Origin of the sequence: Collimonas arenae (assembly GCF_001584165.1) — a bacterium.
Taxonomy (GTDB): domain Bacteria; phylum Pseudomonadota; class Gammaproteobacteria; order Burkholderiales; family Burkholderiaceae_D; genus Collimonas; species Collimonas arenae.
This window is the reverse complement of the sequence record NZ_CP013233.1, coordinates 3,035,145-3,060,341: the sequence shown is the minus strand read 5'-3', so window position 1 is coordinate 3,060,341 and position 25,197 is coordinate 3,035,145. Positions and strand designations below refer to the sequence as shown.

The following is a 25,197-nucleotide window of genomic DNA, read 5'->3' as shown; positions in this document are numbered from 1 at the left end:
TGTTGGCAGCACCAACGTCGCCGGGCAGCGTTATAAGTTGTCGAGTTGGTGTTTAGCCAATCCGTTCTTCGGTCTTGGCATCGAACAGTACAGCCTTCGACAGGTCGAACGCCAGTTGCATCTGGTCCTTCGGCTTGGCCGCTGCGCGCGGGTGGGTGCGGCAGGTTACGCGAGCATTGTTGAAGGTGGTGAATACCAGAGTATCGGGGCCGGTAGGTTCGGTCAGTTCGACGGTGCAGCCGACTTCGGTCGGATGATAGTCGTCATGCGCGCCGTTGGCGTCCGAGATGCGTGCGCTCTGGGCGTCAGTGACGTGTTCCGGACGGATGCCGAGGATCACTTCCTTGCCGATCCAGCTGCCGATCGATGGGCTTTGCGCTTGCACTGGGGCCAGTGGCAACAGTGTTTTCTGACCGCCATGTTCCAGCTCGAATGCCGGGCCATGGCCATTGGCCACCAGGTTGCCGCGCATGAAATTCATTGATGGTGAGCCGATGAAGCCAGCTACGAACAGGTTGCTCGGATTGTCGTAGATTTCCTGTGGGCTGCCGAACTGCTGTACGACGCCATCCTTCATCACGGCGATGCGGTCGCCCAGCGTCATCGCTTCGATCTGGTCATGCGTCACGTAGACGATGGTGCTGCCGAGACGCTGATGCATCAGCTTGATTTCCGCGCGCATTTCGACGCGCAGCTTGGCATCCAGGTTGGACAGCGGTTCATCGAACAGGAACAGCGCAGGATCGCGTGCGATAGCGCGGCCCATGGCGACACGCTGACGTTGGCCGCCCGACAGCAGGGCCGGCTTGCGGTCCAGCAGGTGGGTGATCTGCAGCGTGGTGGCGACGCGGTCGACGATCTTTTGCTGCTCGGCTTTCGGTACCTTGCGGATGCCGAGGCCGAACGAAATGTTTTCACGGACTGTCATGGTCGGGTACAGCGCGTAGGACTGGAACACCATGGCGATGTCGCGCTCTTTCGGCGCGACGTCGTTGACGCAACGGTCACCAATCATGACCTGCCCCTCGGAAACTGTTTCCAGCCCTGCGATCATGTTCAGCAGGGTCGATTTGCCGCAACCGGAACCGCCCACCAGGATCAGGAACTGGCCGTCTTCGATTTCGAGATCGATACCCTTCAAGACTTCGTTGCCGTTCGGGTAGACCTTGCGCACATTGCGAATTGATAAGCTTGCCATCTTTAACTGATTCCTTAAATTTTATTCATCACGTGGCCGCGCCCAAGGCAGCGGCCAGTCGCTTCAATTTAGCCTTTGACCGCACCCGCAGTCAGCCCGCGCACAAAATATTTTCCTGCCAGCAGATACACCACCAAGGTCGGCAGCGCGGCGATAATGGCGGCCGCCATGTTGACGTTGTATTCGGTGACGCCGGTCGAGGTGTTCACCAGATTGTTCAGGGCCACTGTCACCGGCTTGGCATCGGAACCGCCGAATACCACGCCGAACAGGAAATCATTCCAGATCTGCGTGAACTGCCAGATGAAGCAGACCATGAAAATCGGCAGCGACAGCGGGAAGATGATCTTGCGATAGGTCATGAAGAAACCAGCACCGTCGATGCGGGCTGCCTTGACCAGTTCTTCCGGCACCGTCACATAATAGTTACGGAAGAACAAAGTGGTGAAGGCAATGCCGTAGACCACGTGCACAAACACCAGACCGGGCGTGGTATTGGCCATGCCGACCAAGCCCAGCAAACGGGCCATCGGCAGGATCACTACCTGGAACGGAATGAAGCAGCCGACCATCAGCGCGGTGAACAGGATCTCGGAACCGCGGAAACGCCAGTGCGCCAGCACGTAACCGTTGAGTGACCCGATCAGAGTGGAAATCAGCACCGCCGGCACCGCCATCTTGATCGAGTTCCAGAAGAACGGCTGCAGGCCGTTGCAATCAACGCCGGTACAGGCATTGCTCCAGGCCTTGCTCCAGGCGGCGCCGGTGGGCGACATCGGCAGCGACAGCAAATTACCGGAGCGGATTTCATCCAGCGTTTTCACCGAAGTGCTCAGCATGACATACAGCGGCGCCAGGTAGTACAGCGCACACAGCACCAGCAGCGCGTAAATCACCACGCGACCAGCGGTCAGCTTGCTGCCTTCGTTATAGATGGTATTGCTAGTGCTGTCAGCGGCCATTGCGTGCTCCTTTGGTTTCCAGGTACATCATGGGCACCAGCACTGCCAGTACGGTTGCCAACATCATCATTGCCGACGCCGCACCCAATCCAAGCTGACCACGTGAGAAAGAAAATTGATACATGAAAATTGCCGGCAAGTCCGAAGAGGTGCCCGGACCGCCTGCAGTCAGGGCCATCACCAAGTCGAAGCTCTTGATGGCAATATGCGCCAAGACCAGCAATACGCTGAAGAATACCGGGCGCAGCGCCGGAATGACGATGCGGCGATAGATGGTCGGCAGGCTGGCGCCATCAACCATGGCAGCCTTGATGATGCTGTCGTCGATGCCGCGCAGGCCGGCCAGGAACAAGGCCATCACGAAGCCGGATGACTGCCAGACGCCGGCGATCACCACGGTATAGATCGAGAAATCGGAATTCACCAGCCAATCGAAATGGAAATTGGCGAAGCCCCAGTCGTGCATCATCTTTTCCAGGCCGAGACCAGGATTCAAGATCCATTTCCAGGCGGCGCCGGTAACGATGAACGACAACGCCATCGGATACAGGTAGATCGCGCGCAGCGCACCTTCCGCCGGATTTTCTGGTCCAGAAGAATTGCCATGATGAGACCGATGGTCAGGCAGAACAGGATAAACAAGCCGCCGAAGATGCCCAGGTTGGCGGCAGCAACCCACCAGCGATCCAGGCCAAACAGCTCGACATATTGATTGAAGCCGGAAATTTCGTAATTCGGCAGCATCCGTGAATTGGTCAGCGACAGCCAGGCGGTGACGCCGATGAAGCCGTATACGAAGACCAGTGACAGGATGATAGTGGGTGACAATACCAGGCGTGGCAGCCAGGCATCGGCGATTGCCGCAATTCGCCCTTGCTGCTTGGGCGTGTGGCTTGGACTCCCGACAGCGGCTGCTGTATAGGGGAGGGTGTGATCGGACATGCAAGTCTCCTGAAGCAGGATCAGAGCCGGTGTGGCGAGAGAAGCTGCGGTGCCGCAATCGTTGCATTGTGGCACCGCAGCTGTTGCCAGACGCGGCGGGCGCCGAAGTTGATCTTACTCCCTTCGGCCCCTGCTCTCATTACGCTATTTAAACAAATGATATAGATAAGCTACGACCAGCTTATTGCGTCTTCGCTGCCTTTGCCAGCGCTTGAACTGCGGCCTGCGAGGTCATGTTCGAATTCATGAACTTGGATACCACGTCAAGAATCGCGCCTTGCACTGCCGAATTGACAGCCATGCCGTGCGCCATGCTTGGCTCCAGCGTGCCAGCCTTGCTGGAAGCCGCCATGTCATCCATAGACTTGATGGCGCAGCTGTCGAATTTTGTGCGCGGGATATCAGGGCGAACCGGGATCGAACCCTTGTTCAGATTGAAGATTTCCTGGAATTCCGGGCTCATGATCGCGGTTGCCAGCGTCAGCTGCGCTTTTTGCGAATCAGGGTTCTTGACCTTGAACATGGCGATCGAGTCGATGTTATAGGTATACGATTTGTCGGTGCCAGGCGCTGCTACGCACAGGAAATCCTTGCCCGGTACCTTGCCAGCGGCAGTGAACTCGCCCTTGGCCCAGTCGCCCATGAACTGCATGCCGGCCTTGCCGTTGATGACCATGGCGGTCGCCAGGTTCCAGTCGCGGCCTGCAGCGTTCTTGTCGATGTAGCCCTTGATCTTGCCCAATGTATCGAAGGTCTTGATCATGGTTGGGCTGGTCAGGGTGGCTGGATCGAGCTTGACTAGGGCCTTGTTGTAGAAGTCGGCACCGCCGACGCCCAGCGCCACGGTTTCAAATACGGTCGCATCTTGCCAAGGTTGGCCACCGTGAGCGATAGCAACGAAGCCGGCTTTCTGGATCTTGTCCGCTGCGTCGAAGAATTCAGGCCAGTTGGTCGGCACTTTTGCGCCGGCTTTTTTCAGGACTTCCGGGTTGATCCAGAGCCAGTTGACGCGGTGCACGTTGACCGGCGCAGCGACGTAGTGACCTTGGTACTTCATGGTGTTGGAAACGACTTTAGGCAGCAACGAATCCCACTTACCTGCGGTAGCGGCAGCATCGATATTCGCCAGCACGCCTTCTTGGCCCCATTCCTGAATCGATGGACCCTTGATCTGGGCCGCTGTCGGAGGGCTGCCGGCGATGACGCGGGCTTTCAATGCAGTCGTGGCGTTTTCACCGGCACCGCCGGCGACGGCGAAGTCTTTCCAGGTAACGCCTTTGGCTTCCATGATCTTCTTCAGTTCGGCGACCGATTTCGCTTCGCCGCCGGAAGTCCAGTAGTGAAGCACTTCAACTTCAGCGGCGTGGACTGCCGCAGCGCTGGACAGCAATGCAGTGGTTGCGAATACCGATTTTATTATTTGACTCAGTTTCATTCTTGTCTCCTGTGTTGAGAAATTGCCTGTGATGAAAACGCTTCTTGATGGTGGCCGGCAACATGATGCATTTGCCGGCCTGCCGGACTTCTACCTTCCTACTTCAGCTTTCAAACCCGCTGCGATGCTGTTGCAACTGTTATTGCACCGTAGCCGAGGGAAATTGCTAAGCGACGCACGTCCCCCATCGCTCCTGTGTATCATGTGAAAACTAGTAAAACTACATGTTATCTTGGATTTCACTGTAAATATGAAGGTTTTGATCCCTTCGCCGCTTGTAATTGTAGTAATGCTACATTAATATTGCAATATAAGTTTTTTATTTATTACAAAATTTTGATGCCTCCACATATTCCTTTCACCTTTACGTTGTTTGGCGCAACCGGCGACTTGTCGATGCGGAAGATTCTTCCTGCGTTGTTTGTTGCGCATCGTGAAGGGAAACTGCATCAGGACGGCCGGATCATTTGCGTCGCCAAACAGGATTTCAGCCGCGATGATTACCTGGCCTGGGTCAGCAAAAGTGCTATTCACTATGTCAAGGGCGGAATTGTGGGCCAGGCGGACGAAGCGCTCTGGCAAAGCTTCCTGGCGCGCATCAATTATTTGCCGATGGATCTGCTTGATGCCGCCGGCTATCAGGCTTTGGCCAGTGCACTGGCGGCCAGCAAGGCGGTCTCGGTGTTTTACCTGGCGACCTCGCCTTCGTTATTCGAGCCGATTTGCGCCAATCTTGCCGCAAGCAACATCGATTTGTCACAGGCGCGCGTAGTGCTGGAGAAACCGCTCGGCCATGATCTGCTGTCTTCGCATGCGATCAACGATGCGGTGGCGCGCGTATTTGCCGAAGACCAGATTTATCGCATCGACCATTATCTCGGCAAGGAAGCTGTGCAGAACCTGCTGGCCTTGCGCTTTGCCAATTCGTTGTTTGAGCCGCTCTGGCGGCGCGAATCGGTGGCGCATGTGCAACTTACGATTGCCGAGCAGATTGGCGTCGAGGGGCGCGGCGAATTCTACGATGGCACCGGCGCCATGCGCGACATGGTGCAGAACCATCTGCTGCAATTGCTGTGCATGGTGGCCATGGAGCCGCCGACTTCGCTGGATGCGAATGCCGTGCGCGACGAGAAATTGCGCGTGCTGCGCGCGCTGAAGCCGTTTTCGGCCGAAGACATGGAGCTCAGGGCGGTGCGCGGCCAGTATGTGTCGGGCGCCGTCGACGGCAAGTCGGTTGTCGCCTACCGCCAGGAAGCCGGCGTTTCCGAGCAGTCGCAGACCGAGACCTTTGTCGCGCTGCATGCCGAGATCAACAACTGGCGCTGGGCCGGCGTGCCATTTTTCTTGCGCACTGGCAAGCGTCTGGCGCAGCGTACCGCCGAAATCGTGATCACTTTTCGGCCGATTCCTCACGCCATTCTGCCGATGCCGTTCGGTCAGTCGGGAAGCAGCAGCAATCGCCTGGTGATCCGTTTGCAGCCGGATGAATCGATCCAATTGCATTGCCTGGCCAAGCAGCCCGGCGACGGCATGACGGTGCAACCGGTTGCGCTTGACCTGGCGTTTGACCAGGCCTTCAAGCAGCGTCGGGCGGAGGCCTATGAACGCCTGCTGCTGGATGCGATACGCGGCAATTTGTCGTTATTTGTCCGGCGTGACGAACAAGAGGCTGCTTGGCGCTGGGTCGAGCCGCTATTGCGCCACTGCAGGCGACGTCGACGCCGCCGAAACCTTATATGGCAGGAAGCTGGGGGCCGACCGCATCGTTTGCGATGATGGAGCGGGCCGGAGCGCAATGGCCGGAAGACCGCTGAGCAGTCCGGTATTTGAGATTTTTGAGAAGCAAGGCATGGCCAGGTCAATCGCCGGAGCCTATCCTACTAACTGTATTCAAGTGAAAGTTTTACACCATGTCTTCATCCACGATCATGAACGCTAGTGAGAATTCAGCAACTAGCTATCTGGATGGTCCGCGCCTGCTCGCAGACGTAGGCGGCACCAATGCCCGTTTTGCGCTGGAACGCGCACCGGGACAGATCGATACGATCCAGACCTTGCGCTGCGCCGATTATGCCGAATTCGCGCTGGCGGTCGAAGCCTACCTGACCGCCAGCGGCCGTCCGCCGGTGCGCCACGCCGCGATTGCGATTGCCAATCCGGTGCAGGGCGACGATATCAAGATGACCAATCACCATTGGGAATTTTCGATTGAGACAACCCGGCGACGCCTGAATCTGGATACCTTGCTGGTGGTCAACGACTTTACGGCTCTGTCTATGTCATTGCCGCATCTGGAGCAATCGCATTGCGTTCAGGTCGGTGGCGGTAGGGCGCTCAGCGGGAGCGTGATCGGCCTGGTCGGCGCCGGCACGGGTCTCGGCGTCGGCGGCTTGATTCCTACTGAAGGACGCTGGATTGCGTTGGGCAGCGAAGGCGGTCACGTCACTTTTGCTCCGGGTGATGCGCGCGAAGCGGCGGTGCTGGCTTTTTGCTGGCGCACCTATTCACATGTGTCGGCGGAGCGTCTGGTGTCCGGTCCCGGTATCGAAATGATTTATCAGGCCTTGGCCGATCTGAAGGGAATTGCCAAGCCGGAGCCGTTGCACACCGCGCAAATCGTCGAACGCGCCATGCAGGGCGATGATCCTTTGTGCATGGAAGTGGTTGAGTGTTTTTGCGCGATGCTGGGAACGGTCGCAGCCGATGTCGCGGTCACGCTGGGAACGCTGGGCGGTTTGTACATCGGCGGCGGCGTTGTGCCTCGCCTGGGCGAGTATTTTGCCCGGTCGCCATTCCGCGCCCGTTTTGAGAGCAAGGGGCGTTTCGGCAGCTATCTTGCCAAAATTCCGACCTTCGTGATCACCGCGCCGTATCCGGCCTTTGTTGGTGTCGCGGCGATTCTCTCCGAGCATCTTGGTGGCGGCAATGCGGTGCCTATCCTGGAAAGAATTCGCAAGGCGCGCGATCAGTTTTCACCGGCCGAGCAAAAGGTTGCCAGCTTGATCCTCGCACATCCGCGCGTCGTAATGAGCGAACCGATTTCGGAGATCGCGCGGCGTGCCGACGTCAGTCAGCCGACGGTGATTCGTTTCTGCCGCACCATGGGATGCCAGGGTTTGGCCGATTTTAAATTGAAGCTGGCTTCCGGTGTTACCGGCACCGTGCCGGTAACCCACAGTCAGGTACACGTTGGCGATTCGTCGTTGGATGTCGGCGTCAAGGTCGTTGACAACACCATATCGGCGATGATGGAAGTGCGCGACAACCTCAATGCCGATACGTTGTCGCGCGTGATCGAGGTATTGAGCCAGGCCAGCCGCATCGAGTTCTACGGTTTCGGCAGTTGCGGCCTGGTGGCGGAAGATGCGCAGCAAAATTCTTCCGGCTAGGCATTCCTTCATCAGCCTATACCGATCCGCAACTGCAGGAAGTATCCGCTGCCATGCTGAAGAGCAGCGACGTCGTGGTGGTCATCTCGAATTCCGGGCGCTTGCGCCATCTGGCGCCTGCGGTTGAGGTGGCGGTCCATTCCGGCGCCACCATCATTGCACTGGCGCCGAGTAATTCGCAGTTGGCCAAGCGCGCTCACTACACGCTGGCGGTCGAGCACGACGAAAGCAGCATGATGCACATCCCGATGGTGTCGCGAATTCTGTTGCTGCTGTTGATTGACGTGCTGGCGGTGGGGGTTTCACTCAACCGCTCCAGCCCGTTTGCGGAATTGCAGCGCCAGGCGAAACGCGGCATCCTGACCCACATCGCTTCGTTGCACGGTGAGTCGGCCAGTGACAAGATCACGGCTGAAGACGGCAGCAAGGCGGAGCGCTCGGCGCATGGCGATCATGAGGTGACTTTGTCGCCGAATGTGATTTCGCATATCAAGTAGGCGGTTTTTGGCCATTTAGGTTTAGGCCGTTAAAACGGAAAGGGCGCTTTGGCGCCCTTTCTCATTTCAATCCTGCCCGTATCGGCGATGCAATCAGAACATCCGGCGCAAGGTATTGTCGCGCTTGACGAAGTGATGCCAGAGTGCGGCCAGCGCGTGCAGGCCGATCACCCAATAGAAGATATTGCCCAGCGTTTCGTGGATTTGCTTCATGAGTTTACTTAGATCATGATCGGGGCCGACGATGGTGAACGACCCCAGTCCGGCCAAAGTGACTGGATGTCCGCCGAAGTTGATTGTCAGGATGCCGAGTATCGGTTGCGCGATGATGAAGATGTAGAGCAGTAGATGCGCGGCCTTCGAGAGAAACTGCAGGAACGGCAGGTCAGGTTCAGGCGGCGGCGGGGTTTGGTAGCTACGCCACGCGACGCGCACGACGGATAGTATCAGTACGCCAAAGCCGGCCCAGAAGTGGGTGGCAGACCAGAATGCACGTGATTCGCTCCCCTTGGGGCCGCGTATCTCGATCGCCAGGTAGGCCAAGGCAACCAGCAGGAAAATGGCCCAGTGAAGCCAGACCGCTGGCCGGGAAAATCGTTCTTGGGAAGAAAGTCGGACCATTTTTTCAGCCGGTATGGGTTTGAATCCTGCGATTCTGTCACAGGGGTACAGCAAAAACAACGTTGTTCGCCAGCGTTCGTCTGGGATATGCGCGATTGCGGGGTGTGATTGCAAACGGCGCGCCATAAAAAATGCCCATTCGCACGCGAATGGGCAAAATCTGGGAGTTACCCAGGGACGTCTCTCACTAATGCCACTCACGCAGCAAGCACAACATAGTACTTAACAAGACCGACTGACGCGCCGAGCTCAAGCGGCGCGCCCATCAGTGCTTGCTATCTTTAGAACGAGTGGCTGATACCAGTGTAGAACGCAGTTTGGTTCTGTCCAGTCAGACCGTTGCCGTTAGGGCCGCCGGTTTCAACTTGGAAGTCGGTTTGCGAACCGTTACGCAGCGTACCGACGCTGACGTACAGCAGAGTGCGCTTCGACAGACTGTAGTTGGAGCCGACCATGAACAGGTTGGCGCTGCCGCTGTCATGATTCAGTTTGACGTGATATGCCGCGCCGATCAGTGTCAGGGCTGGTGTCAGCTGGTAGTTCGCGCCGAGCCAGAAGTGGTTTGCCTTGTCCGGCCGGTCAGGACTGCTGGCGCCGACAGGTTCTGGTAAGCAGCAAACAGTTTCAGGTTGTTGAAAGTGGCTGTACCGCCGACTGTCAACTCCTTCGAGTATTGCCACAGCGAGTCGTACTGGCCGTTTGCTGGATCGTTTGCAACGTCATACATCGCACGCAATTCATAGTTCGGCTGGATGAAAGCCAGTGCCAGACCGCCGCTGTTGCCTTTCTTGGCCGAGCCGGCTTGTTCGCCGGCGCCGTATGCGCCTTGGGCTACAAAGCCGCCCATGTTAGGTGTGATGTATTGGACTTGATTGCTGGTTTGTGGCCAGTTGCGTCCGTTAACCAATGTTGCCGAACCCAGTGCCTGTTGGCCGGTTGGATCCAGGCTCCAGACGATATCGCTTGGCAGAGTCAGGTCGCGACCAGCCTTGATCGTACCGAAACCGCCGGTCAGACCAACCCACGAACGACGAGTCCACAAGCCTGAACCGCCATTGACGCGGCCATTGCTGGCGTCAAAACCGTTTTCCAAAGTGAAAATTGCTTTCAAACCGCCGCCCAGATCTTCGGTACCCTTGATACCGAACATGCTGGTGCCCCATTCATTGCCGCCGACGCCCCATTGGCCGCCACGAATGGTGTTGCCGTTTGCGTCTTTGCCGCCGTTTTGATTGCTTTGGTAGTTGATGCCGGCGTCAACGCGACCATAGATGGTCACGTTGGTTTGCGCTTGGGCTTGGCTAGCGAAGGCGCAAGCCAGAACAGCTGCAACCGCGAGTGGTTTTGCCAACGGCATGGCTTTCAAAACTGTTTTTCTCATTTCATCTCCTAAGTAAAAATGTGGCGTTGACCACTGCTTTCCGAGTCTTTGGTAGCTCGAAATTCTTGAACCGGACTTTCGTAATTACTTGTTGTATTGCCGATTTCTTTGTTGTTGATGATGGTAAACCTGTTTGTGACTTTTTTGTTTTATTTGTGTAGTTTTACTATATTTCTGTTGCTAATTTACAGCACTGGTAGATTTTCTATACGTGTTTGTAGTAGTTATGGCAGGTGGTTTGCTAGCAAAGATAGGGCTACAGGACGGTTTTTGTATTTATTTTAGTTTGATGGTCTTTTTATCTGTATTTTTACTACAAGTAATTTAGATACATTTTTGGATATCACATTACATACTATTTGATATCGCATGGCGCACTGCCGCAATCTGGCGTCAAATTCCAGTTTTTTCCAGCAGCATTTTTACTTGATGTAATTGCGGCGGTTTGGCCCGGCATTCAGGCAAGCAGCTGAGCCGCAGGCGACTGAGAAGCGCAAATGTTGCTCCCAGTTAATTGATTGCGGTGCAGCAGCCGCTTCCTGGATCAGTGAGTAAATCAGCCCGGCAATGCCGGCGTCGCCGGCGCCGACCGTATCGACGATCTCAATCGGCGGCGGCATCACCTGCCACTGGCGCTGGCCGGCGTGAATTGCCGCACCTTCGGAGCCGAGGGTCAGCAACACGGTCGCGTCCGGATTGAAATTGCGTAGCGTCGCCAGTGCTGCAGCGGTGTCTTCGGTGCGAAACAGACCAACCAGATCCTCGTCCGATACCTTGATCACATCGGCCAGTTGCGCCATCTTTTTCAGCACCTGGTCATAGCGTTGGTCCATCACGTTGCGGAAATTGGGGTCGTAGCTGATCTTGACGCCACGCCGGTGCAGATCCTGTGCCAGCTCGATCAGGCGCTCCGCCAGCGGCGCGCGCGTCAGGCTGATGCCGCCGAAGTGTGCCCATTGTGCGGTCTGCTGCCAGCCATCCGGCAAGGCGGTCGGATCGAAGGTGAGGTCGGCGCTGTTGTCGCCGACGAAATTGTATTGTGGCGGTGCGGTCTCGTAGACAATGGCCAGTAGCGGCGAGCGTGCTGCACGCTGCAGGAAGCGCAGGTCAAGTCCGCCATCGCGGCTGGCGTTGTACAGTTCGTCGCCAAACCAGTCCTGGCTGATGGCGCCGGCAAAGGCTGACGGTACGCCAAGGCTGGCGGCGGCGCGGGCGACGTTCCAGGTTGAGCCGCCGGTCTTGCTCAGCCATTGGTCGCCGCCGACTCGTATCATGTCGGTCAGCGCTTCGCCGGCGCTGACGAATTGAGGGAATGAAACGGCTTGGTCGATTGGTGTGCTTGCTGACATGACTGCGTCCTTGCTCAATGATTTTCTTGCGTCAAACTTGTTGTTGCTTCAACTGTGGGTGGCCGATTAGTTACGGCAGCGGGCTGCCGACCGCGGCCAGGCATTCCAGATAGGCGCCCATCGGATGGTAGAAATCGGTCTTGCCATGCGGCGGCTTTTCCGGCCCGTAACGGCGGTTGTCCTGATGCAGGATGCGATACCAGCCGCCACGCTCTTGGTCGATCAGATGTGCGCTGCTGTATTCCCATAGCCCCTGATAGCTGTCCCAATAGCGCTGGTCGCCGGTGCGTTGCGCCAGCAGCGCTGAGGTCGCCAGCGATTCCGCCTGGACCCAGAAGTATTTGTCGCCGTCGCAGACGCCGCCGTCCGGCGCCAGGCCGTACACCAGGCCGCCGTGTTCGCGATCCCAGGCTGCCGGGATGGTGACTTCGAACAGCGCGCAGGCGCGTGGCAGCAGCCAGTCGGCGTCTCCCTGCAGATGTTGGGCATGACGCTCCAGCAGTAGCAGCAGCTTGGCCCACTCTGTCATGTGGCCGGGCTGGAATCCCCATGGACGGAACATGTTGCTGCTGTCGTGGCGGTTGTAGTCCCAGTCGACGCTCCAGTCGGCGTGATAGTGCTCCCAGATCCATCCGGTCGCCAGCGCCGCCTGGCGCACGGTGATGTTGCGTGCAAGACGTTCGGCGCGGTGCAGGTAGCGCGTCTCGCCGGTAGCTTCAAATGCGGCGATCAATGCCTCGCAGCTGTGCATGTTGGCGTTCTGTCCGCGATACGACGAGACGAGGCCTTCCGGTGTGGCTTCGTCGGCATACAGGCCGTCCTGTTCCGACCAGAACAATTTTTCCATCAAATCGAAGGTGCTGGCGATGCCGTCAGCGGCTTCGCTGATGCCGATACGCAGTGCATGGGCATGTGCCAGCAGTACGAACGCCAGGCCGTAGCAATGCTGGGTGCGGTCAACCGCTACGCCGTTTTCGAGCACCCAGGCATAACCGCCGTAGGATGGCTGCCAGTGCTTTTGCTGCAGGAAGCGCAAGCCGTGCCGCGCCGCTTCACGATATTCTTCCTTGCCGTCGAGGCGCCAAGCCAAGGCGTAGCAGAACACCATGCGAGTGCTGTTGACCAGATGCCGGCTGGCGGCATCATAGATGCTGCCGTCGTCGTTCAGATAGTGGAAAAATCCACCATCGGGATCGAATGCGCGAGGGTGGAAAAAGGCAATGTCGCGCCGCATCCGGTCGCGCAAAAATTCGGGATCTCGATAATCGATAGAGGAGTTGTCTGGTCTCATGTTTGTCTTTTTTATCAAGGCGCTGCCGCTAGCGCGTACCGTCAACGAAAGAATGAATCGAATTGCATATCGAACTGCTGCAAGGCTTTTTGGGCGTTCTGCATCTTCTTGCGGAATTCCGGGCCGCGCTTGAGTGCCAGCCCGACCGCCAGGATATCGATCACTACCAGATGTGCCAGGCGCGCCGAGATCGGCGTGTAAGGGTCGATGTTGAAACTCAAATCGATCGGTACCAGCACCGTTGCCAGCTCTGCCAGCGGTGTGCCGCTCGGGCCGAGCACGATGATGTCGGCACCGCCTTTCTTGGCCAACTGCACGCTGCGCAGCAATGCGGCGTTGCCGCCGCGTTGGGAAATGGCGACCACGCAATCGCCCGGCTGTAGCAGTGAGGCGGCGATGCTGTGGATATGCGGATCTGAGTAAGCCACGGTCGGCACACCGGAACGGAAGAATTTATGCTGCGCATCGGCGGCCACGATACCTGAAGTACCTTGACCATAGAACTCGATCTTGTTGGCCTTGAGAAGGACATCCAGCGCCTGTTGGATAGCGTCCGCACTCAGGTGATTGCGCAAATCGAGCAAGGTGTTGATCGAGCGGCTGCAAATCTTGTTGACCAGGTCTGCCGCAATGTCGTCCTGCGCCAGCATTTCATTGGCGCCCGGCAGCGCGACCGCCAGGCTTTGCGCCAATTTCAACTTGAAGTCGTGCCAGCCTTCATAGCCGATGGCGCGGCAGAAACGCACTACCGTCGGCTCCGATACCTGCGCATTCTTGGCCAGCGCCGTGATGTTTTCGGCCAGCGCCAGTTGCGGATTGTCGAGAATCGTCAGCGCGACCTTTTTCTCCGACTTTGACAGCAAGTCGATCTGGGTCTTGATCGAATCCAGCAGCATGGTCATTCGGTATCCTGCCACGTCAAGTTGATAGGTCCGTTCACAGCTCGGGCAACGCTTCTTCGCGCCACTGCAAACCGTCGCGTGCGATTAGTGCGCTGGCTGCAGCCGGCCCCAAGTGCCGGCCGTGTACGGAATTGGATCATCTTCTTCCCGGTCCCAGTATTCCAGGATAGGTTCAACCCACTCCCATGCCGCTTCGAGTTCATCGCTGCGCATGAACAATGTCAGTTGGCCACGCAAGACGTCCAGCAGCAGCCGTTCATAGGCTTCCATGCGCGGCGATTTGAAGCTTTCGCGGAAATCCAGCTCCAGTTCAACCGGTTTCAGGCGCATGCCGTCGCCAGGCGTTTTTGCCATCAGGTTCAGATGCAGACCTTCGTCGGGTTGCAGGCGGATCACCAGGCAGTTGGGTTCGAAGCTGCTGTTCGGCTGGGCAAAGATCGAGTGCGGAATCGGTTTGAAGCGCACCACGATTTCGGCCAGTTGATCGGCCATGCGCTTGCCGGTGCGCAGGTAGAATGGCACGCCGGCCCAGCGCCAGGTATCGACTTCGGCTTTGACTGCGACAAAGGTTTCAGTGCGCGAATGCGGATTGGCCCCGGCTTCCTTGCGATAGCCCGGCACGGCGACGCCTTCGACGTGACCGGAGCGGTACTGGCCGCGCACCACATCTTGTGCCAGCGACACTGGCGTGAAGCGTTTCAGCGAGCGCAATACTTTGAGTTTTTCATCGCGTACTGCATCGGGGGTGATCGATGCCGGTGGCTCCATCGCAACGATACACAGCAGTTGCAGCAGGTGGTTTTGCAGCATGTCGCGCAAGGCGCCTGAGTTTTCGTAGTAACCCATGCGGTTGCCGACACCGAGTTCTTCGGCAATTGTGATCTGCACGTCAGAGATCCACTCGCGGCGCCACAGCGGTTCGAACAGCACGTTGCCGAAGCGCAGCGCCAGCAGGTTCTGTACAGTTTCCTTGCCGAGGTAATGGTCAATGCGGAAAATCTGCGATTCGGAGAATACCTGTGCGACTTCGGCGTTGATCTGCTTAGCGCTGGCCAGGTCGCGGCCCAACGGTTTTTCCAGCACGACGCGCGAGTTCGGGGTTGCCAGGCCGCTGGCGGAAAGGTTGTTGCAAATCTGCGAGAACAGGCTGGGTGGCGTCGCCAGATAAAATACATTGGTAATTGCCGGGTCCGGCCGCATGGCGGCGACCAGCGCCTTATAGGTGGCGCCGTCGGTGGCATCCATGCCGACATACTTGATGCGTTTGCAGAAGCGCTTCCAGATGGTAGCGTCCATGGCATCCTTGCCGATGTGCGGTTTGGAATCCTTTTCGACGATCTTGATGAAATCCTCGTCGCTGCTGTCGTGCCGGCCGATGCACAGGATGCGCGCATCCGGCGGCAGGTCGTTGGCGCGGTCGCGCGCATACATTGCCGGCAGCAGCTTGCGCATCGCCAGATCACCGGTGCCGCCAAAATTGCCAAATCGAATTCTGCAAGAGCCATGAGTTTCCTTTGCAAGACAGGAGGAGTGATGTCCTGTCTCCAACTAATTGAATAAGATGTTTAAACTGCCATGAAAAAATTGCGAGACAACACCCGTCGCCACTGCAATCGCCCAATTTCCTGATTTTTTTCGGGTAAGCTGAACCTATAAAGCTGCGCGGGCCATTTCAATCAGACCGTTGGTCGAGCTATCGTGGCTGAGTGGCGCGGGTGTGCTGGTCAGTTCGCCCAGGATGTTGCTCGCCAATACCTTGCCCAGCTCCACGCCCCACTGATCGAAGCTGTTGACGTCCCAGATCACACCCTGGACGAACACTTTGTGTTCATACAAGGCAATCAGTGCGCCAGGCTGGCCGGCGTCAACGCCGTCATCAGGATGGTGTTGCTGGGGCGGTTGCCGGGGAAGGTGCGGTGCGGCAGCAGGGCGTCGATTTCCTCGGTCGGCACGTTCTTGGCCTGCATTTCGGCCCGCACTTCTTCGGCGCTTTTGCCGCGCATGAATGCTTCCGATTGAGCGAAGCAATTGGCCAGCAGCGCAGCTTGGTGACCTGGCAACTGATTGCTGGCGGTCAGCGTCGCGATAAAGTCGACCGGGGTAATGTCGCTGCCCTGATGCAGTAATTGGAAATATGCATGCTGACCGTTGGTGCCGACATTGCCCCAGATGATCGGGCAAGATGCGACATCCAGCATACTGCCGTCTAGGCTGACGCGCTTGCCGTTGCTTTCCATTTCCAGCTGTTGCAGGTAGGACGGGAAATTGCTCAGGTCCTGGTGATAAGGAGCAATCGACAGCGAGCGATAGTCAAAGAAGTTGCGGTACCAGACGCCCAGCAAAGCCAGGATCACCGGCATGTTCTGTTCCAGCGGCGCATTGCGGAAATGCGTGTCCATCGCGTGGGCGCCGGCCAGGAATTCCGTGAACCGTTCAAAGCCGATTGCCAGCGCTACCGATAGGCCGATTGACGACCATACTGAATAGCGGCCGCCAACCCAGTCCCAAAACGGGAACATATTCGCTGGATCGATGCCGAACGCTGTGACGCCTTCGAGATTGGTTGATACTGCGACGAAGTGCTTGCGCAGATCGCTTTCCTGAACGTCGTTGCCGGTGCGCAGGAACCAGTTGCGCGCCGAATGGGCGTTCATCATGGTTTCCGCGGTCGTGAAGGTTTTCGAGGCAATCACGAACAGCGTGCTTTGCGGATCGACCTGCGTCAGCACGGCGTCGAGGTCGTCGCCATCGACGTTGGAGACGAAATGCATGTTCAGGTGGGCATGCTGGTAAGGGCGCAGCGCCTGGCATACCATTTTAGGGCCGAGGTCGGAGCCGCCGATGCCGATGTTCACGATATCGGTGATTGGTTTGCCGCTGTGCCCAGCCATTCTCCGGAACGGATTGCGGTGGTGAAGGCCTGAATCCGTTGCAACACTGCATGCACATCGACGCTGACTTGCTGACCGTCGACTTCCAGCGCCGGCAGGCTTGGCGCACGCAGGGCAGTGTGCAGCACGGCGCGATGTTCGGTGGTGTTGATTTTTTCGCCGCGAAACATCGCTTCGCGCCGCGCTTCAAGTTGGCGTTCGCGCGCCAAAGCGAAGAGCTGCGCCATGGTGTCGGCGGTGACATTGTTTTTTGCGTAATCAAGGAACAGGCCAGCGGCCTTGATCGAGAATTGTTCGAAACGGGACGGATCGGCCGCAAACAGTTCGCGCAACGATTTATCCTTGATTGCTGCGTGATGGGCATGCAAAGCCTGAAAGGCGGCGGTAGTATTGAACGATGGTTGCGACATATCCTGGTCTTTATTGGCGGTCGGGAATTTATACGACTATACAACACTTGAAGGTAATTTCACTACAAATTATTTTGCGATCTTTTTGCGTTGAAGTGCTTGGCGTCAGGCTTGGGTGTCGCGGTGGTGAAACATGACTTTTTCCCTCTTGTTTGTGCTGTCCTGGCTTGTCGTATGCGTAATGTTGTTATTTGGTGACGATGCTGCGCTGTTTCGAAAATTGCCCTGGTGATGCCGGGAGAAGTGCATAAATTAGCGTTCTCGGTTTATTTTTGTAGTAAAATTTCATTTCGTCTACTGTTTCAAGGAAAGCCAATCATGTCAGCACCTGTCTCCATACATGCCAGCGTTGCCAAGGTCACCGAGAGAATCGTTGCCCGCAGCCAGCCATACCGTAGCGCCTACCTGGCGCGCCTGGAGCATGCACGCCGCCAGGATGTGCAGCGCGGGCATTGTCATGTACCAATCTCGCACACGGTTTCGCAGCATTTCCGGTGAATGACAAGTTGAGGCTGAAGCAGGATAAAAGTTCATCTGTCGCCATTGTTTCTTCGTACAACGACATGCTGTCGGCGCACCAGCCGTTCGAGCGCTATCCGCAGATCATCAAGGATGCAGTCCATGCTGCTGGCGGCGTCGCCCAGTTTGCAGGCGGCACGCCGGCCATGTGCGATGGCGTTACCCAAGGGCAGCCGGGCATGGAGTTGTCGCTGTTTTCGCGCGATGCGATTGCCATGGCTACGGCGATTGCGTTATCGCACAATATGTTTGATGCTGCGGTCTACCTCGGGATTTGCGACAAGATCGTCCCAGGGCTGTTGATCGGCGCCTTGCATTTCGGCCATCTGCCGGCCGTGTTCATCCCCGGCGGCCGATGACCAGCGGCATGACCAACAAGGAAAAGGTCAAGATTCGCCAGTTGTATGCTGAGGGCAAGATCGGCCGCGCCGAATTGCTGGAAGCGGAAGCCAAGTCCTATCATAGCGCCGGCACCTGCACCTTCTACGGCACCGCCAACAGCAACCAGATGTTGATGGAGGCGATGGGCCTGCACTTGCCTGGCTCGGCTTTCATTACTCCGAACACGCCACTGCGTGATGCGCTGACTGCTGAAGCGGCACGCCAGGCCCTGAAAATCACCGACCGCGGCGACAAGTATCTGCCGGTTGGTCATGTGGTCAGCGAAAAGAGTATCGTCAACGCTATCGTCACTTTGCTGGCGACCGGTGGCTCGACCAACCACACGTTGCATCTGGTGGCAATCGCCAAGGCTGCCGGCATCGTCATCGACTGGAATGATTTCGACGCACTGTCGGCCGTAGTGCCGCTGGTCACCCGCATCTATCCGAACGGCGATGCCGACGTCAATCATTTCCATGCTGCCGGCGGTACCGGTTTCGTGATCCGTGAACTGCTGGATGCCGGCCTGATGCACGAAGATGTCAAGACCATCCTCGGCGACAGCCTGCGCGCGCATTGCGCCGAACCGTTCCTGGAAGGCGAGGCAGTGGTGTTCAAGCCGGCTCCGGCAAAAAGCGGCGACGACTCGGTGCTGCGCACCGCGAGCGAACCATTCTCTGCCGATGGCGGCTTGCGCCTGTTGAGCGGCAACCTGGGACGTTCGGTAATCAAGATTTCCGCTGTCAAGCAGCAGCACTGGGTGGTAGAAGCGCCTGCCGTGGTGTTCCATTCACAGGACGAATTCATGAAGGCATTCCGTGCCGGCGAACTGGATCGCGATTTCATTGCGGTCCTGAGCCATCAAGGGCCACGCGCCAACGGCATGCCGGAATTGCATGCATTGACGCCAGCGCTGGGCATTCTGCAGGATGCCGGCCGCCATGTTGCGCTGGTCACCGATGGTCGCATGTCGGGCGCTTCCGGCAAGGTGCCGGCGGCGATCCACATCACGCCGGAAGTGCTGGCCGGCGGACCGCTGGGGCTGGTGCGCACTGGCGACATGATCCGCCTGGATGCCGAGAAAGGTATACTGGAAGCATTGGTGCCTGCCGCGGAGTGGGCGCAGCGCCAGCCGCTGGCGATTGACCTGTCGGCGAACCAGGTCGGCATGGGCCGCGAACTGTTTGCGATGTTCCGCAACACAGTGAGCGCAGCGGAAGAGGGCGCTACCAGTTTCGCCTTGCCGCCGGTGCTGCCGACGCAGGAGCAAGCCAATCATTCTGAACAACCACAGAAAGCTACGATATGACATCAGCAAATCTTCTTTACGGCAACCAACTACTGGACATCATGCGTGCATCGGCGGTGATCCCTGTGATCGCCATCGATGACATCGACCATGCGGTGCCGCTGGCCAAGGCTCTGGTCGCTGGTGGGATTCGCGTCCTCGAAGTGACCTTGCGCACGGTGCATGGTTTGCCGGCGATTCGCGCCATAGCAGAGCAGGTGCCAGGCGCGATTGTCGGTGTCGGCACCTTGACCCAGGCTGATGAATTCGTCGCCGCTCGCGACGCTGGCGCAGTGTTCGGCGTGTCGCCAGGTTTGACGCCGGCCTTGATCGCTGCAGCCAAGTCGAGCGGTTTGCCATTGCTGCCGGGCGTGATGACGCCTTCGGAGGTGATGGCGGCGCGTGAAGCCGGTTTCCGTCAATTGAAGCTGTTCCCGGCGGTGCCGGCGGGTGGCGTCGGCATGCTGAACGCGATTGCCGGCCCGCTGGGCGATGTCACTTTCTGCCCGACAGGCGGTATTTCGCTGGAAACGGCGCCGGATTTCCTGGCTTGCAAGAACGTCGCCTGTGTCGGCGGTTCCTGGCTGACGCCAAAAGACGTGCTGAAGTCCGGTGACTGGGCTCGCATCACGGCATTGGCTGCCGCCGCCAGCAAGTTGCGCAAGGCACTCTGATCTCTCTTCGCTTCAACGTCCTTCTTTGCCAAGGCGCCGGAATGGTTTTTGAACCACTCCGGCGCTTTTTTTCGTGGCGCTTCCACGCACTCCTTCCTGTCTGCTAACCCTTCCATTCATCTTATTTTTACCTCGGAATATTCCTATATTCGTTAGTAAAAACGCATGTTATTCTAGCCTTCAGATATTGCGGTAATAGCTTTTGATAATCCCATTACTGGACGTCATCAAGGAAACTTGTTAGAATGGCAGGCTCTCAACAACATAGTGCTGCCTCAACGGCACATTTTTGGGTTTCGTAACTCGCGTCAGCGGGTTGTCTCATGCTTCGGCTACGCCGGAGTTTCATCAAACGCCGAGGAATTCCTCGCATTCAGTTACCGCCCCATGCGGTAGTCGGCTCGTTCAATGCCATCCCAGCGGGAAGGCCGGACGGGATCATAAAAAATTGACAGTTTGTGTGTCGCCCTGGCAGGTCCCGGCTGTGTCGGTTCGTGCTTGGCGGGCATTCAATTAAGCATCGGCAAAGCAGTCGGTTGCGTAATCGCGGGCATTCATGCGCCCGTGATTACGCAACCAGCGTCTTGCCGCCGATGTTCATGGAACAAAAGGGAGTAAGCATGACGAATCGCTATCGCAACGCCATCGTCGGCGCAGCCATTACCATTTTGGTCGTTGTCGCAATTGGCTGGTCGATTGGCCCCGCGGTTATCCATCATTATCAGGGCGACCTGATCTATTACACCGAACGCCATTTGTATCTGGTCGGCTGTTCGATGTCGCTGGCGCTGCTATGCGGCATTCCTGCCGGCATCCTGTTAAGCCGTCCGTATTTCACGCGGCATGCCGAAAAATGGATGCAACTCTTCAACATCGGCAACACGATTCCTTCGATGGCAGTGCTGGCGCTGGCGCTGGCCTTGTTCGGTATCGGCGACAAGCCGGCCATCATTGCCTTGTGGCTAGCGTCGCTGCTGCCGATCGTGCGCAATACCTATGAGGGTCTGAAGCAGGTGTCGCCATCGATGAAAGAGGCGGCCAAGGGTATTGGCTTGAAGCCGTTGCAGGTGCTGTTCCGGGTCGAATTGCCGAATGCGTTGCCGATCATTGTCGGCGGCGTGCGCACTGCGTTGGCCATCAATGTCGGTACGGCGCCGCTGGCAGTCCTGATCGGCGGCGAAAGCCTGGGCGGCCTGATCTTCCCCGGCATCTATCTGAATAACCAGGATCTGCTGCTGCTCGGTGCCACTGCCACCGCGGTGCTGGCATTGGCGCTGGATGCGATCGTCTCGTTGGGCAGCAATGCCTACCTGAGCAAACGCGGCCTGCTGCGCTGATATCCCATCTTCTTCGAAGGAGAACATGCATGAAAAATTTACGTATCGCCGCGCTACTGGCATTTGCAGTCGGCTTGCTGGGCACGTCGCAGGCCGGGCGACCAACCTGGTCGTCGGCGGCAAGAATTTCACTGAACAACTGATCCTGTCCTCGATGACCGCGCAGTACCTGAGCGCCAAGGGCTACACCGTCGATCTCAAGAATGGGCTTGGCACCACCATCATGCGCCAGGCCCAGGAAAGCGGCCAGCTCGATATCGTCTGGGATTACACCGGCACTGCGCTGATCGTATACAACAAGATCGATGAGAAGCTGGACATGGATGAGTCGTACCAACGAGTCAAGGAACTGGACGCTGCGCGCAATCTGATCTGGCTCAATCCGTCGGCGCTGAACAACACCTATGCGCTGGCGGTGCCACAAAAGCGCGCAGACGAAGATGGCTTGAACACGATCGAAGACCTGGCCAACAAAATCAACCAGGCCCACCAGCAGAATCCGCCGCAAAAATACCCGATGGGGGTCGACTTTGAATTTGCTTCGCGTCCGGATGGTCTGGAGCCGCTGATGGCGTTGTATGGTTTTACGCTCGACCGCAGTGAAATCAAGCAGATGGATTCGGGGTTGATCTACACCGCTTTGCACAATGATCAATTGAATGTCGGGCTGACTTACTCGTCCGATGGCCGGATCCAGGGTTTCAATCTCAAGCTGCTCGAAGACAGCAAGCATTTCTTCCCGTTCTATAGTGCGACGCCGGTGGTGCGCAAAGAGATCCTCGATGCCAATCCACAGCTTGCGGATCAGTTGAATACGCTGTCTGCCAAGATCGATACCGCCAAGATGACCGAGATGAACAAGAAGGTTGATATCGATCAGCAGCCGATTGCGCAAGTTGCCGCCGATTTCCTTCGGGCCGAAGGCTTGCTGTGAAAAACGGGAGAGCTAAATGACACTGTATGACTATCTGTTAAGCGCGTGGCCGGAAATCCTGCATCTGACCATGCAGCATCTGATGCTGGTTGGTATTGCAGTTGGCCTGGCCATTTTGATCGGCGTACCGCTGGGTGTCGTCATGGTCCGGCATCGCTGGCTGGCCGGTCCGATGATGGGATTGGCGACCGTCATCCTGACGCTGCCGTCGATCGCCCTGTTCGGCTTGATGATTCCGCTGTTCTCGCGCTTCGGCGAGGGGCTGGGGCCATTGCCGGCGATTACTGCGGTATTTCTATACTCGCTGCTACCGATCATGCGCAATACCTATCTGGCTCTCGATGGCATCGAGAGCGGCATCAAGGAGGCTGGCATCGGCATCGGCATGACCTTCTGGCAGCGCTTGCGCCTGGTCGATTTGCCGTTGTCAGTGCCGGTGATATTGGGCGGCGTGCGTACCGCCGTGGTAATGAACATTGGGGTGATGGCCGTGGCGGCAATTATCGGCGCCGGCGGTCTGGGCGTGCTGATTTTGCACGCGATCAGTCAAAGTAACCTGCAAAAACTGGTGGTTGGAGCGGTCTTGATCAGCGTGCTGGCGATTGCTGCCGACATGCTGCTGCAATGGCTGCAACGACTGCTTACACCGAAAGGAATGCAAAAATCATGATTCAACTCGACCAACTCAGTAAAGTATTCACCCAAAAAGACGGCAGCAAAGTAAAGGCGGTGGATGGCATCAACCTGACGGTTGCGGAAGGCGAAATCTGTGTGTTCCTCGGGCCTTCGGGTTGCGGCAAGACGACCACCCTGAAAATGATCAATCGCTTGATCGCGCCGACCTCTGGCCGTGTGCTGCTCAATGGCGAAGATACCACCGGTATCGACGAAGTTACCTTGCGCCGGAAAATCGGCTATGTGATTCAGCAAGTGGGTCTGTTTCCCAACATGACCATCGAAGAAAACATTACCGTGGTGCCGCGTTTGCTAGGCTGGGACAAGAAGCGTTGCCATGAGCGCGCTACCGAGCTGATGGCGATGGTGGCGCTCGATCCGAAGCGTTTCCTGAGTCGCTATCCGCGTGAGATGTCTGGCGGTCAGCAGCAACGTATCGGCGTGATCCGCGCGCTGGCAGCAGATCCGCCGGTACTGCTGATGGATGAACCGTTTGGCGCGGTCGATCCTATCAATCGCGAATCGATCCAGAATGAGTTCTTCCAGATGCAGCGAGCCCTCAATAAGACCGTCATCATGGTCAGTCATGACATCGACGAAGCGATCAAGCTGGGCGACAAGATCGCCATCTTCCGTGCCGGCAAGCTGGTCCAAGTTGATCATCCGGATACCTTGCTGGCGCGCCCGAAGGATGAGTTCGTTGGTTCATTTGTCGGTCAGGACGCGACCTTGAAACGTTTGTTGCTGGTGCGGGCTGGCGATGCGGCGGCCAATTCGGCAACTGTGCAGGAAGATGCCAGTCTGGCGGCGGCATATGGCGTGATGGATGAAAACGATTACCGTTACGTCACGGTCACTGACGCCGATAATCGTGCGTTGGGTTACGTGGCGCGACGCGATGCGCGTGGTGCACAGGGCGCGTGCATCGAAAAGCTGCGGCGGTTCTCCGTTAGCGCGGCGCCAGATGAAAACCTGCGCGTCGTACTATCGAAAATGTACAAGCACAGCACCAGCTGGATGCCGGTGATCGACCAGGACGAAAGCTACCTGGGGGAGGTCACGCAGGATTCCATTGCCGACTACCTGAGTTCCGGCCGCACGCGCCGCCAGTAACAGAGAGTCCATCCGCCGCTCACTTCTTTGCGTCAGTGGACGTTGCACCGATTTTCGCCCATTCCTCTACAATGTACGGTTTTCCAGAAGCAACATTGACCGTATATTTATGATTGAGCACCCAAGGCGGTACCAGAAAGCCTCCGTATGACGGCTGGCGTGATTGCTTTGGTGTTGTGTGCGGCATTGCTGCATGCATCCTGGAACGCGATGTTGAAAAGTAGCGGCGACCATTTGTGGGCCATCACATTGATGACCATTGGTTCGGCCGTCGCCGCGATCCCGATCGTCATCTGGGCGCCGCTTCCGGCGCTTGCCAGTTGGCCTTATATCCTGACGTCGGTGGTATTGCATGCCGGCTACAACCTGTTCCTTGTCCGCGCTTATCGAGCTGGTGATTTCGGTCAGTCCTATCCGATCGCACGTGGTTCTTCGCCGTTGCTGGTTTCGTTGGGCGCGGCGCTGTTTGCCGGCGAGCAGCTGGGTACCCTGACACTGGCCGGAGTTGCCTTGATTTCCGCCGGCATTATCAGCCTGGCGCAGATTAGCTTTGGCAAAAGTAAAAAATCGAGCAGCGAGCGCAGCTGGGATGCGCCGTTGTCGGCGTTCACTACCGGGGTATTCATCGCCGGGTATACCGTGGTCGACGGCCTTGGCTCACGTCTTGCAGGTAGCGCGGCGGCCTATTCGGGCTGGATGTTCCTGCTTGACGGGGTGCCGTTGCTGGTGATTTATCTGTCGCTGCACGGGCGTTTGCGGATTTCACTGCGCGAGCGGGCGACCTGGAATGCATTGGGGGGCGGTGCGATGTCGCTACTGGCCTATGGGATTGTGATCTGGGCGATTACGTTGGCGCCGATGGGGCCGGTATCTGCGTTGCGTGAGACATCGGTTTTGTTTGCCGCCCTGATTGCCCGCATGTTCCTGGGTGAGTCGCTGACGCCGCGCAGGCTGCTGTCCTGTTTGGTCATCGCAGGAGGCGCTGTGATGCTCGGCTGGGCTGCGTAG

13 protein-coding genes and 7 pseudogenes are annotated in these 25,197 nt (G+C 57.5%); 9 read left to right on the top strand and 11 right to left on the bottom strand.

Annotation, left to right across the window (positions count from 1 at the left end; genetic code table 11):
• Window positions 1–52 precede the first annotated feature (52 nt).
• From CAter10_RS14130 to CAter10_RS14115, 4 genes and pseudogenes are all read right to left on the bottom strand, one after another.
• Complete coding sequence (locus CAter10_RS14130) at window positions 53–1,198, bottom strand: ABC transporter ATP-binding protein (protein WP_061533900.1); 1,146 nt, start codon at window positions 1,196–1,198, stop codon at window positions 53–55.
• 68 nt (window positions 1,199–1,266) lie between these two features.
• Window positions 1,267–2,160, bottom strand: a complete 894-nt coding sequence (locus CAter10_RS14125; RefSeq protein WP_061533899.1) for a carbohydrate ABC transporter permease — start codon at window positions 2,158–2,160, stop codon at window positions 1,267–1,269.
• Window positions 2,150–3,102 (bottom strand): annotated as a pseudogene (locus CAter10_RS14120) (carbohydrate ABC transporter permease). Before CAter10_RS14120 ends, CAter10_RS14125 begins: the two are co-directional and overlap by 11 nt.
• A gap of 181 nt (window positions 3,103–3,283) precedes the next feature.
• Window positions 3,284–4,537: an ABC transporter substrate-binding protein gene (locus tag CAter10_RS14115; protein ID WP_061533898.1), complete on the bottom strand. Its 1,254-nt coding sequence runs from the start codon at window positions 4,535–4,537 to the stop codon at window positions 3,284–3,286.
• Window positions 4,538–4,876: 339 nt separating this feature from the next.
• Here CAter10_RS14115 and zwf (CAter10_RS14110) point away from each other — a divergent pair.
• Together zwf (CAter10_RS14110) and CAter10_RS14105 are read left to right on the top strand one after the other, a co-directional pair.
• A pseudogene (zwf, locus tag CAter10_RS14110) lies at window positions 4,877–6,351 on the top strand (glucose-6-phosphate dehydrogenase).
• A 114-nt stretch (window positions 6,352–6,465) separates the two neighbouring features.
• A pseudogene (locus CAter10_RS14105) lies at window positions 6,466–8,423 on the top strand (glucokinase).
• Window positions 8,424–8,516: 93 nt separating this feature from the next.
• Here the strand turns inward: CAter10_RS14105 and CAter10_RS14100 are convergent.
• The 7 genes and pseudogenes from CAter10_RS14100 to pgi all read right to left on the bottom strand — a co-directional run bounded on the left by CAter10_RS14100 (window position 8,517) and on the right by pgi (window position 17,268).
• Window positions 8,517–9,044, bottom strand: a complete 528-nt coding sequence (locus tag CAter10_RS14100) for a cytochrome b (RefSeq protein ID WP_061533897.1) — start codon at window positions 9,042–9,044, stop codon at window positions 8,517–8,519.
• Between the two features lie 281 nt (window positions 9,045–9,325).
• Window positions 9,326–10,425: pseudogene (locus CAter10_RS14095) on the bottom strand (porin).
• 422 nt (window positions 10,426–10,847) lie between these two features.
• Window positions 10,848–11,774 (bottom strand): carbohydrate kinase family protein, encoded by a 927-nt coding sequence (locus CAter10_RS14090; protein ID WP_205630267.1) that lies wholly within the window; start codon window positions 11,772–11,774, stop codon window positions 10,848–10,850.
• A 70-nt stretch (window positions 11,775–11,844) separates the two neighbouring features.
• Entirely contained in the window at window positions 11,845–13,065 is a 1,221-nt protein-coding gene (locus tag CAter10_RS14085) for an AGE family epimerase/isomerase (protein ID WP_061535367.1), read from the bottom strand.
• Between the two features lie 41 nt (window positions 13,066–13,106).
• Window positions 13,107–13,961, bottom strand: a complete 855-nt coding sequence (locus CAter10_RS14080) for an SIS domain-containing protein (RefSeq protein WP_061535366.1) — start codon at window positions 13,959–13,961, stop codon at window positions 13,107–13,109.
• Between the two features lie 40 nt (window positions 13,962–14,001).
• Window positions 14,002–15,472 (bottom strand): annotated as a pseudogene (gene zwf / locus CAter10_RS14075) (glucose-6-phosphate dehydrogenase).
• Window positions 15,473–15,617: 145 nt separating this feature from the next.
• Window positions 15,618–17,268: pseudogene (pgi, locus tag CAter10_RS14070) on the bottom strand (glucose-6-phosphate isomerase).
• A gap of 318 nt (window positions 17,269–17,586) precedes the next feature.
• Between pgi and edd the strand changes: the two are divergent.
• From edd to CAter10_RS14035, 7 genes and pseudogenes are all read left to right on the top strand, one after another.
• Window positions 17,587–19,477 (top strand): annotated as a pseudogene (gene edd / locus CAter10_RS14065) (phosphogluconate dehydratase).
• The gene (eda, locus tag CAter10_RS14060) at window positions 19,474–20,130 is read left to right on the top strand and encodes a bifunctional 4-hydroxy-2-oxoglutarate aldolase/2-dehydro-3-deoxy-phosphogluconate aldolase (RefSeq protein ID WP_061533896.1); all 657 of its coding nucleotides are present in this window, start codon (window positions 19,474–19,476) and stop codon (window positions 20,128–20,130) included. The pseudogene edd and the gene eda overlap by 4 nt, the downstream one beginning before the upstream one ends.
• Window positions 20,131–20,750: 620 nt before the next feature.
• Window positions 20,751–21,467 carry an ABC transporter permease gene (locus tag CAter10_RS14055; RefSeq protein WP_061533895.1) on the top strand — a complete coding sequence of 239 codons (717 nt, stop codon included), beginning with the start codon at window positions 20,751–20,753 and terminating at the stop codon, window positions 21,465–21,467.
• A 25-nt stretch (window positions 21,468–21,492) separates the two neighbouring features.
• Window positions 21,493–22,401: a glycine betaine ABC transporter substrate-binding protein gene (locus CAter10_RS14050; protein WP_128083084.1), complete on the top strand. Its 909-nt coding sequence runs from the start codon at window positions 21,493–21,495 to the stop codon at window positions 22,399–22,401.
• 16 nt (window positions 22,402–22,417) lie between these two features.
• Complete coding sequence (locus CAter10_RS14045; RefSeq protein ID WP_061533894.1) at window positions 22,418–23,071, top strand: ABC transporter permease; 654 nt, start codon at window positions 22,418–22,420, stop codon at window positions 23,069–23,071.
• On the top strand, window positions 23,068–24,189 hold the full coding sequence (locus CAter10_RS14040; protein WP_061533893.1) for an osmoprotectant ABC transporter ATP-binding protein OsmV: 1,122 nt from the start codon (window positions 23,068–23,070) through the stop codon (window positions 24,187–24,189). The genes CAter10_RS14045 and CAter10_RS14040 overlap by 4 nt, the downstream gene beginning before the upstream one ends.
• A 147-nt stretch (window positions 24,190–24,336) precedes the next feature.
• Window positions 24,337–25,197, top strand: a complete 861-nt coding sequence (locus CAter10_RS14035) for a DMT family transporter (protein ID WP_061533892.1) — start codon at window positions 24,337–24,339, stop codon at window positions 25,195–25,197.